Genomic DNA, 16,895 nt, shown 5'->3' on the forward strand with positions numbered 1-16,895 from the left:
GGTGAAAACAATGGTTAAAAAGAAAGCAGTGAAAGTATTGCGTAAACAAAAGAAAAGAGAAACCCTGCAACGATTCACTCAAAAACAAAATATCGGACGAGCTTGCCTTACGGCTAAAGAATTTCGCTTGCTGCAACGCATGTCACATAGTTCAAAAGCGTTGCGAAATGTTGGATTGTATACGATTAAACAAAGTTATTTGAACAATAACAAGATGGCTACTGTAAAAGAAGTGGACACTGCCATGCAAGCCGCTATGAATTACTGGGGCATTCAATCAAACTCTGTTCAAGCCATTCGTAGAGCCTTGTATGCAGAAGTAAAGAGCTTTTTTAAAGCAATGGAAAAGTGGAAGAAAAATCCTGAGAAGTTCACGGGGCGTCCTAAGTTTCCGAATTATTCTCGTTCAACGGACAAACGAATTATTGAAATCTATCAAGTTCCAAAAGTGGATGATAACGGGTATTGGATGATTCCGATGAGTGTGGCATTCAGAAAAAAATACGGTTCCATTAAAATACGTATGCCTAAAAATGTAAGAAATAAGAAAATCTCCTACATTGAGATTGTACCGAAGCAAAAAGGTCGGTTCTTTGAGGTGCATTATACATATGAAATGCACGTTTCTCAACTGAAGAAACCATCCACGGCTACTAGTAACGCTTTAAGTTGCGATTTAGGTGTAGATAGATTATTAAGTTGTGTAACAAATACAGGTGATGCATTTTTAATTGATGGGAAAAAATTAAAATCCATTAACCGGTACTTCAACAAAATGATATGTAATCTACAATTGAAAAATGTGGAAAATGGACTTTCGAAACGAGTTGTAACGAACAAAATAGCAGCACTTTGGCATAAACGGGAAAGACAAATAAATGGTTACATTTCACAAACTGTAGGCTTGTTGTTCAAAAAAGTGAAAGCATGCAACATAGATACGGTTGTCGTAGGGTATAACGCTGGTTGGAAACAAAAATCTGATATGGGAAAAAAGAATAATCAAACATTTGTTCAAATCCCCTTTCATAAACTAATCGCAGCGATTGAGAATAAATGTATAAAAGAAGGTATACGATTTTTAAAACAAGAAGAAAGCTATACTTCAAAAGCTAGTTTCCTAGACAAAGATCCGATTCCAGTTTGGTCTAAGAATGATAGGACGCATTATCGCTTTAGTGGAAAGCGAATCACTCGTGGTCTGTATCAAAGTAAATCAGGAACATGTATTCACGCTGATATTAATGGTGCGTTGAATACATTGCAAAAATCAAGAGTTGTAGAATTGGATGAAAATCTCAAAGTGAAAACGCCGACTTTATTAGAAGTACAAAAACGTAAGGCTGTTGCTTCGTGCATAGCTTAGTGGGTGCGTCAACCATCCATGTGTATTCGACTTGTCGAGGCTTGTAGCACACGCCGGGTTAATCTGAGTGGTGGCTTCTTCCATAAGGAAGAACTGCTCTTTTTCGAAAGGGTGGTGCAAGTGGGGAAACGATTGCTCGTTGCCAGTACCAACCAAAAACTTGCTTGGGCTGCTACCATAAGGTGGCACGAATGCTAGAGCGTCAAACTGTCTAGCGATAGACGAAAAGACCTAGGGTTCTAACTCAAGCCCCCACTGAAACGTTTCAATTCAGTAGGTGTAGTTGACTTTTCAGGAAATAAAAGGTTTTTACATTGGTAAGTTGAATTCTTTTAAAGGGATTGTATTTGTATATACGAGGAGCGGAGAAAATGGACAAGTAATAGATACATGATATCAATAAAAGGCTTTATAGAAGGTGAATGACGATGGAGATTCAGTTCAATACACGATTACAAAAAGAATTAACAATTCATGATATACAAGCAGCGATGGAAGCTCGGCAATTAACTTCAAAAGAATTAGTTATGTATTACCTTCATAGAATCGCAAAATATGATCAAGATGGACCAAAAATTAATTCTATTTTAGAAATCAATCCAGATGCTGTCTTTATTGCAGAAGCGTTAGATTATGAAAGAAAGATAAAAGGTATAAGAGGTGTATTACATGGTATACCTGTTTTACTTAAGGACAATATCGAAACGAATGATTCAATGCATACAAGTGCGGGTACGATTGCTTTGGAACAAAATATTAGTAGTGAAGATGCATTTCTTGTGACGAAACTGCGAGAAGCAGGAGCAGTGATAATAGGAAAAACAAATATGACAGAATTAGCAAATGCAATGTCTTTTGACATGTGGGCTGGATATAGTGCAAGAGGTGGGCAAACAATAAACCCTTACGGTACGGGTGAGGATGATATGTTTGTTGGTGGTTCAAGTACAGGATCTGCGATAGCAGTGGCCGCTAACTTTACAGTAGTATCTGTTGGAACGGAAACGGATGCTTCTATTTTAAGTCCGGCTGTTCAAAACTCTGTAGTCGGTATTAAACCGACTGTGGGTCTAATTAGTCGTAGAGGCATTATTCCCTTTACGTATTCGCAAGATACAGCAGGTCCATTTGCGAGAACAGTAACAGATGCAGCTATTTTGCTAGGGAGTTTAACTGGAATAGATGAGAAAGATGTAGCTACTCATAAAAGTGAAGGTATAGAAGAACATGATTATACAAAATATCTTGATGTTAATGGCTTACATGGAGCAAAGATTGGTGTATATAGTAATGCACCAAAAGATTATTATGAATCTGGTGAGTATGATGACAAATTGTTTAAGGAAACAATTGAAGTATTGCGTAGTGAGGGAGCGGCAGTAATAGAAAATATTGATATTCCGTCTTTTCATAGAGAATGGAGCTGGGGAGTACCGCTTTATGAACTAAAGCATAGTTTAGATAACTATCTATCTAAATTACCTTCTACTATTCCAGTGCATTCTATTTCGGAGTTAATGGAGTTTAACGAGAACATAGCAGAAAGAACTTTAAAATATGGCCAAACTAAGTTAGAAAGAAGAAAAGATTTTCCTAATACATTAAGAAATCCTGAATATATAAACGCAAGATTAGAAGATATATATTTTTCACAAGAACAAGGTATTGACTTTGCATTGGAAAAATATAATCTTGATGCAATTCTGTTCCCTTCTTATATAGGCTCCACTATATGTGCGAAAGCAGGTTATCCGTCCATAGCAATACCTGCGGGATATATGGATAACGGGAGACCGTTTGGCATTACGCTTGCAAGCACTGCTTTTTCTGAGGGGACTTTAATTAAACTAGCACACGCTTTTGAACAAGCGACAAAGCATCGAAAATCCCCTAACTTATCATGAACAAAATAAATAGGACAGGAGTTCCTGTCCTATTTATTTTGTTCATTAAAGTGAAATATCTTTTTGCTCTGTCTTATCATATTTTAATAGGTTAAATGATAAACAAGCAGAGCATAAAATAAGGATAGAAGCGAGAATATAAATCGTACGAACACCAAACAAATCGGTAATAATTCCAACGCTAAGCATAGAAAGACCAGAAGCTGTCGAGAGGAGTGCGCCATGAGCTGTATACATTTTGGATAATAAAGAAGGAGGGACACTTGTTTGTAAAACGGTCGTTTGGGAAATGTCTCTAATTTGATAACATGGCCCCATTAGAACGCACAGAAAAAGCGCAATAAAACCGCTGCTCGTCATACCATATAAAAATGTAAGAATACTAAATAGAAGAGAGCCTATCGCCATGGAGCGTAATAAATTATTTTGAATGTATGTACTCATTTTCCACGCTAATATCCCGCCAATTAACGTCCCAACGTAATAACTTGTATTAATATATCCCCACCATTCTTCTCCTTTATGAAGGACAGTCGTTACATAAGCCATCGTAATAGCACCAATCCAAATCGTCCCTGCGAAAGTTTCTATTAAGTCCATACATGTAACGGTACGGAGAGAAGGATTCTGAAATAAGAGTTTCCAACCTTCTAATAAAGCAGCGCCTTTTGAAGAAGAAGGCTCTATTACCCGTTCAGTATGTATGGAACGCAATGAAACGTGCAATGCAAAACATCCAAAAATCATCAAAATGTTATTCATCATGAGTGTAGAGGTGGCGCCTATAAGAAGAACAATAACACTTGTAAATGAATAAGCAGCGGCTTGTGCAATTTGTGTGGAAAAGGAAAAAATACTATTTACTTTTACTAATTGTTCTTTTCGTGTAAGGCGAGGAAGGATACCGTATAATAATGGTGCGCTCCAGCCGCTACATAATGAAATGAAAAAAATGAAAATGAATAGTGCTACAATGTTTGTGGACAGGGCTGGGAATAATATCATTAATAAAAATAAGAGAGCAGTTTTTGTCCATTGTAGTGTGAAAAGTAATGAATAAGATGAAAAACGATTCATGATAAGTGGTGCAGATGTATTTGCTATAAGAGTAGTTATGACTTGGAGTAATGGAAACAGGGCAGTTAATGTAGCTGATTTAGTTGTCATATACATATGAGTTGTAATAATCATGATGTATACGATGTCTGCGAGAGTAATGAATATTTTAGAGCTTAAATAGTAAGCTAATGAACTCTTTTGCAATAAGCACACCACCTTCGTAAAAAATAATATTTAAGTAGTTAGAATAATTATAATTTAGAAATTAAATTTTCGAAAGAATTTAATTTTTTGTCACTTTTTGAAAGGGATTTTCATGTATAATGAAGAATATATTAATATAGTATTTTAATAATACTCATTATAACAGTGAATATGTACAATAGCTTGTAGTAAGCGCCCACGTATAAGAAAGGGCGGATAAACCATTCTTTTCTTCATATACATATAGAAAATGAGAAAGAAAGTGAGGGTTGCATATGGCTGCATGGGTAATTTGGTTTATAATAGCAGGTATTTTATTTATTGCAGAGATGTTGTCGATTACGTTTTACATGCTTTGGCTTGGAATTGGGGCTGTTGTCGGAGGTCTAATAGCTTTGTTTGCTCCTGAAGCACTACTGTTACAAGTCATTGCTGGTGCGATTGTAAGTTTAACATTGACTTTCTTTACGAAAAGAATTTCAAAAAACTTTCGAGAAGCGAAAGGTTTTACTGATACAGTAGATATGCTAGTCGGTAAAAAAGGGATTGTTATGCAAGCGATTACAAATGAAGTGAATGGTATTGTGAAGGTAGATGGAGATACTTGGACAGCTATTGCAGATGATCCAATTGATGTTGGAGAAAAAGTTATTGTTATAAAGAGGAATAGTACTATATTACAAGTGAAAAAGGAGAGTGAATAAATATGGCAGTAGCATTGACATTAACCATTATTTTCGCACTAATTGTTGTTACATTTATCGCATTAACCATAAAAATTATTCCACAGCAAAAAGTTGGAGTCGTTGAAAGATTTGGTAAGTTTCAACGTATAATGCAGCCAGGATTAAATTTATTAATACCAATTGTGGATCGCGTTCGTGTATATCATGACTTACGTATTCAACAAACGAATGTACCACCGCAGAAGGTAATTACGAAAGATAATGTACAAGTAGAGATTGATACAATTATTTTCTATCAAATTGTGGAACCGGAACTTGCGACATATGGTATTTCGAACTATGAATATGGTGTTCGTAACATTACTTCTGCAACGATGCGTCAAATCATTGGTAAAATGGAACTGGATGAAACGTTATCAGGTCGTGAAAAAATTTCAACAGAAATTCGCTTAGCACTTGATGAAGCAACAGAAAAATGGGGCGTTCGTATTGAACGTGTAGAAGTAGTCGATATTAATCCGCCAAAAGATGTGCAAGCATCAATGGAAAAACAAATGAAAGCAGAACGTAACAAACGTGCGATCATATTAGAAGCTGAAGCCGCGAAACAAGATAAAGTCCTTCGTGCTGAAGGGGAGAAGCAAAGTAAAATATTAATGGCTGAAGGGGATAAAGAGGCACGTATTCGAGAAGCTGAAGGTATTAAAGAAGCGAAAGAGTTAGAAGCAAAAGGGGAAGCGAGAGCGATTGAGGAAATTGCAAAAGCAGAACAAAATAGAATTGAATTGCTTCGTGCAGCAGATTTAGATGAGCGCGTACTTGCTTATAAATCATTTGAATCATTGATTGAAGTTGCGAAAGGGCCAGCAAATAAAGTCTTTATTCCGTCTAATGCAATTGAAACACTTGGTACTCTCGGGGCAATTGGAGAAATTTTTAAAGAAAAACATGCGAAGAGATTGCCTTCGTCAGATACGTCAAACGAAAACGAACAATAAGAGTGGAAAGAGAAATGGTAAGCCGTTTCTCTTTTTATTTTTGAGCTAAATAAAAAATATTAGCCTCTTTGCTACTATGGAGATGGATTTTTTTTCACTTTTGAAAGAATTATAAGTTTAGAGTGCTTGGAATTGTTAATTGGAATAACTCGTTTATTAAAACGGGTTGAACAACTGTTACAGTAATATATTTTTGTTATAGAAAATTCAGAGTATGATATAATGGGATTTTGTGGATATGAAACAGGGGAGTGGAGAACAATTGCAAATACTACTAATAAGACACGGTGAATCCGAAGCAGATATTTTACATGTACATGAAGGACGAGCTGATTTTGAATTAACAGAAAAGGGAAGACAGCAAGTGCAAAGGCTTGTACAGAAAGTGAAAGCAGATTTTCCACCAGATTTCATTTGGGCAAGTACATTAAAACGTGCTAGAGAAACTGGTGAAACATTAGCAGAAGGAATTGGTTGTCCAATTCAATTTGAAGAGGAATTAATGGAATTTAATAATGGAGTGCAAGCAGGTCTTTCATTTGAAGAAGCAAAGAAATATCCAGAGCCAAAGTTTCTTCATGATCGTTTTGAAAACGGGGAATCGTTTATTGAATTTAGAATGAGAATAGAAGGAATCTTTTCTAAAATCGTGACAGAGAATACACATGACCGGATAGCAATCGTTGCGCACGGCGGTGTAATAAATAGTCTATTACGTGCATTTTTCAAAATGCCAATTTCAATGGATTATTATTTTAAAATGGGAGATACGGGAATAAGTTTAATTGAAATTGATGGTGAACAAAAAACGGTACATTTCATTAATGATACGAGTCATTTAGACGGGATGTAAAGACTTATGTACAAAGTAGTGTTCTTTGATGTTGACGGTACGCTTTTAAGTGAGATTGACAGAAGTATGCACGCAAGTACAAAAGAAGCAATACAAAGATTAATAGATAAAGGGATCCACGTAGTTGTTACTACAGGGAGACCATATAGCTTATGTTCGCAATTTATGGAACTAGGCATAAATACGTTTATTTCTGCAAATGGTGCACATATCAAGTGTGGGGAAACGGTTATACATAAATCGGTACTTTCAAGTGAAATCGTTAATGATATCTCAGAGTTTGCAAAATTACATGGTCAGGGCGTTTCTTATTTTACAGAGGGTTTTACAATGAACGGAATAGCTTCAGATAATAAGCGTGTAATGCGAGCGCTTAGCGAGACGTTGAATTTAGAGAAGTATCCTGAAAAAAGCAAGGATTTGTCAGAAGAAATCTCTTGCTTATGTCTGTATGCAGATGAAATAGAAGCTCAAAAATTTCTTGAAAGATATCCGATGCTTACATTTGATCGTTTTCATAATTACGTTATAAATGTATTGGAAGATAGTAAAGTCTCGAAGCTAACTGCAATTCAAAAAGTATTAGAGCAACTAAACATTTGCAAATCAGAAGCAATTGCTTTTGGAGATGGTGGAAATGATATTGAGATGTTGCAGTATGTAGGATTAGGTATTGCGATGGGGAATGGCGGAGAAGAGTTAAAAGCAAGAGCTGATTTCGTTACAACGAAATCAAGTGAAGGTGGTATTTCTTTTGCCTTAAAGAAGTTTCGTATTATTTAAAAATAATAGCTAGTCAGTGTAAAAAATCCTGTTTTTATGACAGGATTTTTTGTCTAACAATATTCTTGCAATAAAAGGAAAAATGTGAGTATAATGAAAAGTAGTTAGGTAAGCTAATTAAAAGGAAAGGAGAGTAAAGATGAATGAATTCAAGAAATGATTCTCATCCTTTAGGGATTGGGCCGTATGCAGAGTTAATAAAAAATACGGCATCAGCGGATACGGATCCAATCGCAGCAAAACTTGGTTTGTTAATGTTATGGACGTCTGATAATGTTCTTGATGCTGTTGATGTAGATTTAGCTCCACTTGGTATTTCGGAAAGTAAATTAGATTTTTTACTGTTGTTTATTTTGCGTGAAATGGAATCAAATGAGGAAGAAGTGAACATGAGTCCTTCGGATATTGCGAGTCGATTAGGGATAACACGTGCTTCTGTCACTGGCTTATTAGATTGGATGGAGAAACGAGAGTTAATTGTAAGGTTCCATCATTCTGAAGATCGAAGAAGATTAAAAGTGAAAATTACTCCGAAAGGAAAAGAACTAGTTACGCACTCTTTACCAACTTTTTGGTTATCTTGCGCTTCGTTAGTTGACGACTTTAATCAAGAAGAGCGTCAAGTTTTAGAGAAGCTATTAAATAAAATGCAAGTAAATATGCAGGTGAAATTAGGAGAAGGTAGGTAAATAAGTTGATTATGAGGATCAACTTATTTATTTGGGAATGTAATTAGTTTACCTTATTATATGCTTAACTAACTTTTGGGGTAACCATAATTTTTACGATGTAATTAAAATAAGTAGCAGTTAAAGAAATACCATTTTGCGTACTTTAGAGGTTTTAAATTGAAAAAAATTGTAATAAGGGAGAGATATTATGATGGAAATAGGAAAGGAAATAAATAGTGAAAAGAATTACACAATAATGACCGTTGTATTATGTTGGTCGGGTATGGTAGTTATGTCTAGTTTATATGTAACAATCCCTTTAAGTGCACTATTTTCAGACCTTTTTAATGTTTCACTAGCACAAGCTGCAGCTACAGGCAGTATATTTTCTGTTGGATTTGCTATAGGATGTTTGTTATTTGGGGCAATCTCTGATAAATATGGGCGAAAAAAAGTGATCTTCATTGGATTATTTGCTCTGTCGATTATTTCGTTTTCCTTAGGGTTTGTGGATAGTATATTGTGGCTTGTTATTTTTAGGGGCTTACAGGGTATTGCAGCAGCTACATTTTCTCCGGTAGCGTTAGCTTACGTTGTAGAAATATTTCCAGTAGAAAAAAAGGTTACAACGATCGGATTTGTTAGTACCGGTTTTTTAGTAGCCGGTATTGTAGGGCAAGTAGTAAGTACAGCTGTTAGTCAGCATTTTGGATGGCATATGGTGTTCTTTCTTCTTAGCGTTGTCTATATGATTACTGCTGTATGGGTTCATTATTCTCTTCCGAAAGGGGAGACATCTCAATCCTATACTGATATTTTGGGACCAATTAAACAGATGGGTAAAGTCTTTACACATAAAAGCTTAGTATTGAGCTATATAATTGCGTTTGTTTTATTAATGGCTTTTGTTAATATGTACACTGTTTTAGGAAATTATTTGAGCTCTCCTACTTATAATTTAACTGTAGAACAAATCCTTTATTTTCGCTTAGCGGGGCTAATTGGTATGCTGTTATCACCAATTACGGGTCGTTTAGCAAAGAGCTTTGAAGTAAGGAAAGTTCTTCAAGGTGGATTATTGGTCGCTATTTTTAGTCTAAGTGCAATGGGCTTTGTTTCGTATTTGCCTTTTCTTGTCATAATGAGTGTCTGTTTTGTAATAGGTATTGCTATATCCGTTCCGTCTTTAGTTGCTCTTGTCGGCCAATTGGGAGGAAAAGCAAGGGGAATAGCAGTTTCTATTTATACTTTTATCTTATTTTTAGGTACTAGTATAGGACCCCTCATTTCTATTTATCTTATGAAAATAGGAAGTTATGCTCAAACGTTTATTTTATTAGGAATGATACTTTTTATTGGGTTTATTGCTTCTCTATTTTTAAATGATGAACATATATTTGATGATATGTAGATTGAATAATGAATGAGTGGAAAATCACTCAAATAAAGGAATGCGAGGATCTTTCATATGCTCACATAATATAATATGAATTTGCCCACGATGATGATAAAAGTGTGCAACAATTTCAAGCAACCATTCAAAGCGTGAATAAGAAATACCCCAATAAGCAGTCTTAATTTCTGCTAATTGTTCATTGGAATAGGATAAAAAAGTTTTAGAAAGTAAATCGTAGCCCTGTATCATCGTTTGTTGCATTTGCGTAATTGTTTCGGGTGTTTGTTCTTTATAGAAAGTATGTAGTTGTTTTTCTGTAATACCATTTAAAATGAGTAGATCCGCATGGCAAATAAGAGAAAGATGTGCACACATTTCAAATACAGATCGCTTTGCGTGAATGGGTTGTATTTTTAAATCGGCTTCATTATATTGGTTAAGCATTTGAATAGAAGTATCCATAGCAACCTGTAGTTGGTGCAATGTAGATTGAACAAACATTGTAATTCTCCTTTTCTCCGTATATAATAGTTTCTTAAGGGTATTATATCATACTCAAAATTCCGAAAATTCTAGTAGTTTGACTAGCATATTGAAAAGTATTATATTGTAAAAGGTCATATGAATCGTGAAATAGAATGGAATGCAATTATTGAGTTAGGAGTTAGACCAATGAGTTTGAAATATGGAAGAGATACAATTGTTGAAGTTGACTTAAATGCAGTAAAACATAATGTAAAAGAATTTAAAAAACGAGTGAATGATGAAAATATTGCAATGATGGCTGCTGTAAAAGCAAATGGGTATGGCCACGGGGCAGTTGAAGTTGCGAAAGCTGCTATTGAAGCAGGAATAAATCAGCTTGCAGTTGCATTTGTAGATGAAGCGATAGAGTTAAGAGAAGCAGGAATTAACGTGCCGATTTTAATTTTAGGCTATACATCAGTAGCAGCTGCGGAAGATGCAATTCAGTATGACGTTATGATGACTGTTTATAGAAGTGAAGATTTACAAGGTATAAATGAAATCGCAAACCGTCTTCAAAAGAAAGCGCAAATTCAGGTAAAAATTGATACAGGAATGAGTCGTATCGGTTTACAAGAAGAAGAGGTTAAACCATTTTTAGAAGAATTAAACCGTATGGAGTATGTAGAGGTAGTAGGAATGTTTACACATTACTCTACGGCAGATGAAATTGATAAATCCTATACGAATATGCAAACAAGTTTATTTGAGAAAGCTGTCAATGCAGCAAAAGAATTAGGAATTCATATTCCATATATTCATAGTTCAAATAGTGCAGGATCGATGGAACTTAGCAATACATTTCAAAATATGGTTCGTGTAGGTATTGGAATTTATGGAATGTATCCTTCAAAAGAGGTAGATCATGCAGTCGTTTCTTTACAGCCTGCGTTGTCGTTAAAATCAAAAGTTGCTCATATTAAACATGCGAAGAAGAATCGCGGTGTAAGTTATGGGAATACTTATGTAACGACTGGTGAAGAATGGATTGCAACTGTACCAATTGGTTATGCTGATGGCTATAATCGTCAGTTATCTAATAAAGGGCATGCATTAATAAATGGAGTTCGAGTACCTGTTATTGGTCGTGTTTGTATGGATCAGCTCATGTTAGACGTTTCAAAAGCAATGCCAGTACAAGTAGGAGACGAAGTGGTATTCTACGGTACACAAGGTGAAGAAGAAATTGCGGTGGAAGAAGTAGCGGATATGTTAGGTACAATTAACTATGAAGTTACATGTATGTTAGACAGAAGAATCCCGCGAGTGTATAAAGAAAATAATGAAACGGCTGCTGTCGTAAATATACTAAGAAAAAACTGAATCGTTATGATTCAGTTTTTTTATTTTTGACAAATGAAAAATGCTCTATTTGTACCGTGTATTTGAATGTTCTTAAAACCAACGGATTTCAACGAAGAAATTATTTCTTCATTGGAATAACAAGCTTCTTCAAAAGAAAAGTCACTTCTTGTCCAATTATTATGTATGTCATGCTGAAATAGTATAAAGTTCATTTCTGCTTTTTTATTTTCGTTATCATATGTAGAATCAATCGTACAAACATATTCTTCCGCTGAAATATAAAACGAAGCAATCCAATTTTCAAGAAACCCTTTCTCCATATTCATATCAAATACGAATGTACCTTCGCTATGTAATACGGAGTAAACATTACGAAAAACATTTTTTAATTCTTCTAATTTTAAAATATGGTTTAAGCTATCGCCAGTAGAGATAACATAGTGAAATTGCTCATTTATATTGAAATAACGAGCATCATCGACGATAAAGGTTGCGTCTGGCGCGTTTTGACGTGCGTATTCAATCATTTGGGTAGAACCATCTATACCAGTTACTACAAAAGTATTATCAATTAATTTCTTAGTAAGGTGACCAGTCCCGCAGCAAAGGTCTAAAATATGAGAATGTGGTGTTGCATATTGTAAAACGAGTTTTTCCAAAAGTAGATAGGAGTGTTCAGCATAATGCCCCCAATGTTTATTATAAATGGATGCGAAAATATCATAATCAGAATATATTAGTTTTTTAGACACATGCATTCACCTCAAAATTCATTACATTATAGTAGTCATGCTTCGCTTTCATTTCAAAACCACATTGTGTATATAGTTGTAAAGCATTGATGTTTTTTGTTTCCACGTCTAATTCAATTGTTGAAGCTCCTTCTGTAATAAGGGTATGTACCATATAACTAAGAATATCTTTTCCGTATCCTTTACCTTGATATGAAGGATGAACGGCGAATCCTGATAGTATAGTAGATTGCTCTTGCTTAGAAACTGTAATCGTTCCTATCACTTTTTCGTCGATAAGAGCACTATATACTTGATGAGAAGGTGAATTCATCATTTTTTGTAACCATATAGAGGTATTTTCTACTGAATCTCCAAAGGCTTGACTGGAAAGGTCAATAAGATCAAGAAGTGATTCTGAAGATGCAAGAGTGCGCTGTATAGTATTCTTTGTTGGTTTTTGCACTTCTTTTGCTTGGAACTCCATACTATATTCACTATATAAATAAGGTAACTTCATATGCTTTGCAAATTCTTTCCCAGAAGCAGAATCCCCATTCATAATAAGAAGTGCTTCATCTGCCTCTCTTTTTCGTATTTCTTTCATTGCAGTTTGTAAAAGAGTGGTGCCTATATGTTGTTTCCTATAGTTTGGGTGAACAAACCCTATTAACTCCAGTTTTGTCGATCTTTCAAAGTCATACATACTTAATGCACCAATTAATTGAGTATCGTCATAGAGTAAAAAATCATGTATCTCTTCTTTATTACGAGCAACTAAAAAGTTTACATGTAAATCTGACGAGTAATCAATTTTATCGTGTTGCCCGCAAATATGAGCTAAATCTTTCATTTGCTGAATTTCGTTTGCTGTTAAAGATTTCTTTTGTTCAATATTCATTTCATAATCCCTCTCATTCTTATTTAAAAATAGGATGGGTGACTTAGCCACTTTTCTAACTCCACACTGCCCTGAACAGATAATAACCGGTATAAATATCGATAGGGGGGTCTACAATCTGCAAGATGAGGAATGGGCATAATGGTTTCGTAACCTTGTTTAAAAGCATGAGCCTCTTTTTCTGTAAATACATATTCTAAGCCGATGAAATCAAACTCCCGGGGAGCAACTGCGTAGGCTTCTGTATCTACTAATCCCGTAATAGTTGTACCATCTGATAAAAACTGAGTAGGGTCCATGTCAATTAAAACGAGCGTAGATTCCTTTGGTGTTGGTAAGGAAGAAAGTTGTGATTCGAAAGTAGGAAATGCATTTTGTATGCTTTCATTATCGGAATAAAACATATTCACTAGCTCTTTACTCACCTTTAAAACATGTGAGTGGAATTCATCTAGTGTAACTTGGAATGAGCTTATCACATTCCCTATGTAATTTGCTTTGTATTTATGTATTTCTGCAAGCCCTTTTCCTAGACTGAATAAAATAGAATTTGGTTGCCCAATAAAAGATTGAACTGTGTAACCTCCTAACTTTTCGACCACAACGAATTCACGACCATTTAAAATATGTTTTTCTAATATTGCTGGGATAGGAAGATTAGTATGTGCTTGCAACAATGTATGTACAGCTTCTAAATGATGTACGTTCCTTGGATCAATTCCAAATAGGTTTTTACATCCCCACCAAAAATCATTATTTGGCTCTTCATTCATTTTAGAAGAACGAACGATGACTTCCGCATCTTCTGTTCGGACGAGAAACACATCGCTTGCATGGTCTTCATAGCCTGGGTGTAAAGTTTGAACAGATAAAATAGGTGAAGTAAATAGTTGTTGTAGCATGAAGTGGCTCCTTTTTCTGTAAATTCTATAAATTAAGTATATAACATGTCGTATGTAAGAGCTAAAGTTTTTCGGTTCTACATAAGAATTGCCAAAAAGGTGAAAGATGTGTGTATATAAAGCAATTTCTTTGTATATGCGGAAAAAATTAGTTATGATAATACTAAGAAAATATATAAGTTTTGGGGGTAATGAATGAAGAAAGTATTTGAATACGTATTATTAACAATTGGATCGATTATTGTAGCGGGTTCATTAGAGCTTATTTTAGCACCTAATGGATTAGTAGATGGCGGGGTAACGGCCATTGCTATTATGGCAAATAAAGTTGCCGGATTACCACTTTACGGAGTGTTTTTAGGACTTAATATTCCTATCCTCCTTTTTACTGCAAAAGTAATGGGGAAGAAGTTCTTCATCCGTACATCTTATGCAAATGTTGTTACAACACTTGGATTAATCTATTTAAAACCATTTCCAGCGATTACCACTTCTGAATTATTAATTGTACTTTATGGTGGAGTACTATTTGGAATTGGTGTTGGTATTGTAGTGAAAATGGGCGGAGCAATAGATGGATCAGAAATGTTAGCAGTTTGGATGAACAAACACTTTAAAGTACCAATTAGTACATTCTTACTTGCTGTAAATGCAGTTATTTTCACATTTGTAGCGATTTTATTTTCAATCGAACAAGCGATGTTCTCATTAGCAATTTTCTATATTGTTACGAAGATGATTGATTTCATATTAGATGGTATTAATCAAGGAAAGAGCGTTATGATTATTTCTGGTAAAAATAAAGAAATAGGCGATCTACTTATAAAAGAATTGCAATTATCTGTTACGTATCTACATGGAGAAGGTGGTTTTTTAGGAGAAGAAAAGAGAATTATTTATTGTATTACAAACCGTTTCATTTATCCGAAAATGAAAGATCTCGTTCTCTCTGTAGATCCAACTGCTATAATTGAGGCTTCCTATTCAACGGAAACAACTGGTGTTAAACGTCCAGGAAGAACTGCAAGATCAGAAAAATAGTGAATGAAAATAGCTCCACGTAAGAATAACTTGCGTGGAGCTATTCTTATTTAGGGAACCAGGCCTTTTTCAGTAATTGGACAACGGTTTCGATACAATCCTCTGGAATACTGCCAAAACCGAGCAATACATATGACTCTTTCCTTACATTATGAACAGAATCGTATGTGGAGAGAGGGTATAACTTAATACGTTCTTTTGCAGCTGCATGAATAAGTTCTTGTTCGTTCATACCGTTATGAACGTGAAGTACGATATGAAGTCCTGATTGTTCACCGAGTATATGAACGTTATTTCCCATTTCATTTGTAATAGATTTAATTAAAGAAATATGTTTTCTTTTATATAACGTACGACTTCGGTTAATGTGACGTTCCCAATCACCATTTTGAATAAAGGTGGCAAAGGTAAGTTGTTGTAGCGTAGAAACTGTTTGTTTAAACATACCACCAAGCTTTTGATAGGCTCTTAACAGATGAGGTGGTAAAACAATATATCCCATTCGTAAAGAAGGTAAAAAAGATTTCGAAAAAGTTCCCATATAAATAACACGTTCATTTGAATCTAGTCCTTGTAAAGAAGGAATAGGTTTTCCTATATAGCGGAATTCCCCGTCATAATCATCTTCAATAATATATCCTTTACAATCATTCGCCCATTTTAATAACTCGAGCCTTCTAGATAACGGCATAATGATTCCAAGTGGAAATTGGTGAGAGGGAGTCACATACGCTACATTGGAACCCGATTCACGTAAAGCGGAAATATGAATTCCTTTATCATCTAAAGGGATAGGGTGAACGGGAAGATTAGAACTATGAATCATAGCAGGTATACGGTGAAACCCAGGATTTTCAATTCCGTATTCTTTTTTTTGACCAAGTAGTTGAAGTAGTAGCCAAAGAAGAGGCTGCGTACCTGCTCCAATTATAATTTGATCAGGTGAAGAATGTACCCCGCGAGCATGATATAAATACTTTGAAATATGTTCTCGTAGAATGAGCTCACCTTGTGGATCTTCTTTAGCAAATAATTCATTTTCATTTTGAAATAAAGTTTCGTGTAATGCTCTTTTCCAGTTTGTTATCGGAAAAGCTTTTTGATCAATAAGTCCTTGACTACAATCATAATCATATTGTTCTTTTTCTGTATTGTTAGCACTGTTTGACGCAATTTGCTGTTTCTTTTGAATGACATCTATATCAACTTCTGCAACAAAAATCCCGCGTTTCGGTTTGCTTTCTACATAACCTTCAGCTAGTAATTGTTGATAAGCAGATTCAACTGTAATACGGCTTACATTAAGTTGCATGGCTAAATTTCTGTGAGAAGGTAGGCGTGTACCGGTATGTAGTGATCCATGAGAGATTTCTCGTTTCATATATTCGTAAATTTGTAAGTAAATAGGTGTTTTACTTTGTAATGCTAATGGGATAGTCAGATCCATTCGTAGACGCTCCTTTTCGTACTGGTCTTATAAAAAAGAATAAAACTGTCACTTAAGTTAAGGGCAGTCGCTTTCTATAATGATAATATAACATTTAGAAAATTTTATAAATAGTTAGGGGAG

The 16,895-nt window shown here is 35.0% G+C and carries 16 protein-coding genes; 10 read left to right on the forward strand and 6 right to left on the reverse strand.

What is annotated here, in order from left to right; translation table 11 throughout:
• Positions 1 to 10: 10 nt before the first annotated feature.
• Together FS742_RS02780 and FS742_RS02790 are read left to right on the forward strand one after the other, a co-directional pair.
• Positions 11 to 1,366 (forward strand): RNA-guided endonuclease TnpB family protein, encoded by a 1,356-nt coding sequence (locus FS742_RS02780; protein WP_144612048.1) that lies wholly within the window; start codon positions 11 to 13, stop codon positions 1,364 to 1,366.
• 428 nt (positions 1,367 to 1,794) lie between these two features.
• The gene (locus tag FS742_RS02790) at positions 1,795 to 3,270 is read left to right on the forward strand and encodes an amidase family protein (RefSeq protein WP_144611109.1); all 1,476 of its coding nucleotides are present in this window, start codon (positions 1,795 to 1,797) and stop codon (positions 3,268 to 3,270) included.
• Between the two features lie 45 nt (positions 3,271 to 3,315).
• Here FS742_RS02790 and FS742_RS02795 read toward each other — a convergent pair whose 3' ends face one another.
• On the reverse strand, positions 3,316 to 4,533 hold the full coding sequence (locus tag FS742_RS02795) for an MFS transporter (protein ID WP_144611110.1): 1,218 nt from the start codon (positions 4,531 to 4,533) through the stop codon (positions 3,316 to 3,318).
• 275 nt (positions 4,534 to 4,808) lie between these two features.
• Here FS742_RS02795 and FS742_RS02800 point away from each other — a divergent pair, with 275 nt between their 5' ends.
• The 6 genes from FS742_RS02800 to FS742_RS02825 all read left to right on the forward strand — a co-directional run bounded on the left by FS742_RS02800 (position 4,809) and on the right by FS742_RS02825 (position 9,935).
• On the forward strand, positions 4,809 to 5,237 hold the full coding sequence (locus FS742_RS02800) for an NfeD family protein (RefSeq protein ID WP_144611111.1): 429 nt from the start codon (positions 4,809 to 4,811) through the stop codon (positions 5,235 to 5,237).
• Between the two features lie 2 nt (positions 5,238 to 5,239).
• Positions 5,240 to 6,217 (forward strand): SPFH domain-containing protein, encoded by a 978-nt coding sequence (locus FS742_RS02805; protein ID WP_144611112.1) that lies wholly within the window; start codon positions 5,240 to 5,242, stop codon positions 6,215 to 6,217.
• Between the two features lie 262 nt (positions 6,218 to 6,479).
• Positions 6,480 to 7,070 carry a histidine phosphatase family protein gene (locus tag FS742_RS02810; protein ID WP_144611113.1) on the forward strand — a complete coding sequence of 197 codons (591 nt, stop codon included), beginning with the start codon at positions 6,480 to 6,482 and terminating at the stop codon, positions 7,068 to 7,070.
• Between the two features lie 6 nt (positions 7,071 to 7,076).
• The gene (locus FS742_RS02815; protein WP_144611114.1) at positions 7,077 to 7,853 is read left to right on the forward strand and encodes a Cof-type HAD-IIB family hydrolase; all 777 of its coding nucleotides are present in this window, start codon (positions 7,077 to 7,079) and stop codon (positions 7,851 to 7,853) included.
• A 143-nt stretch (positions 7,854 to 7,996) separates the two neighbouring features.
• Positions 7,997 to 8,542 (forward strand): MarR family winged helix-turn-helix transcriptional regulator, encoded by a 546-nt coding sequence (locus FS742_RS02820; protein WP_144611115.1) that lies wholly within the window; start codon positions 7,997 to 7,999, stop codon positions 8,540 to 8,542.
• A 193-nt stretch (positions 8,543 to 8,735) separates the two neighbouring features.
• Positions 8,736 to 9,935, forward strand: coding sequence for an MFS transporter (locus tag FS742_RS02825; protein ID WP_144611116.1), 1,200 nt, complete (start codon positions 8,736 to 8,738; stop codon positions 9,933 to 9,935).
• 24 nt (positions 9,936 to 9,959) lie between these two features.
• Here FS742_RS02825 and FS742_RS02830 read toward each other — a convergent pair whose 3' ends face one another.
• Positions 9,960 to 10,421, reverse strand: a complete 462-nt coding sequence (locus tag FS742_RS02830; RefSeq protein ID WP_144611117.1) for a DinB family protein — start codon at positions 10,419 to 10,421, stop codon at positions 9,960 to 9,962.
• A gap of 171 nt (positions 10,422 to 10,592) precedes the next feature.
• Here FS742_RS02830 and alr point away from each other — a divergent pair, with 171 nt between their 5' ends.
• On the forward strand, positions 10,593 to 11,768 hold the full coding sequence (gene alr, locus FS742_RS02835; RefSeq protein WP_144611118.1) for an alanine racemase: 1,176 nt from the start codon (positions 10,593 to 10,595) through the stop codon (positions 11,766 to 11,768).
• 20 nt (positions 11,769 to 11,788) lie between these two features.
• On the opposite strand, the gene FS742_RS02840 is transcribed toward alr, so the two are convergent.
• From FS742_RS02840 to FS742_RS02850, 3 genes are read right to left on the reverse strand one after another with little or no spacing between them, the layout of a single operon-like run.
• Positions 11,789 to 12,502, reverse strand: a complete 714-nt coding sequence (locus tag FS742_RS02840) for a class I SAM-dependent methyltransferase (RefSeq protein ID WP_144611119.1) — start codon at positions 12,500 to 12,502, stop codon at positions 11,789 to 11,791.
• Positions 12,495 to 13,382, reverse strand: a complete 888-nt coding sequence (locus FS742_RS02845; protein ID WP_144611120.1) for a GNAT family N-acetyltransferase — start codon at positions 13,380 to 13,382, stop codon at positions 12,495 to 12,497. Before FS742_RS02845 ends, FS742_RS02840 begins: the two co-directional genes overlap by 8 nt.
• Before the next feature lie 23 nt (positions 13,383 to 13,405).
• The gene (locus tag FS742_RS02850) at positions 13,406 to 14,284 is read right to left on the reverse strand and encodes an aminoglycoside phosphotransferase family protein (protein ID WP_144611121.1); all 879 of its coding nucleotides are present in this window, start codon (positions 14,282 to 14,284) and stop codon (positions 13,406 to 13,408) included.
• 195 nt (positions 14,285 to 14,479) lie between these two features.
• On the opposite strand from FS742_RS02850, the gene FS742_RS02855 reads away from it, so the two are divergent.
• Positions 14,480 to 15,325 (forward strand): YitT family protein, encoded by an 846-nt coding sequence (locus FS742_RS02855; protein WP_144611122.1) that lies wholly within the window; start codon positions 14,480 to 14,482, stop codon positions 15,323 to 15,325.
• Between the two features lie 46 nt (positions 15,326 to 15,371).
• On the opposite strand, the gene pdxR is transcribed toward FS742_RS02855, so the two are convergent.
• Positions 15,372 to 16,772, reverse strand: coding sequence for a MocR-like pyridoxine biosynthesis transcription factor PdxR (gene pdxR, locus FS742_RS02860; protein WP_144611123.1), 1,401 nt, complete (start codon positions 16,770 to 16,772; stop codon positions 15,372 to 15,374).
• Positions 16,773 to 16,895 lie beyond the last annotated feature (123 nt).

The sequence above is a fragment of the Bacillus cereus genome (assembly GCF_007678085.1).
GTDB lineage: Bacteria > Bacillota > Bacilli > Bacillales > Bacillaceae_G > Bacillus_A > Bacillus_A cereus_BE.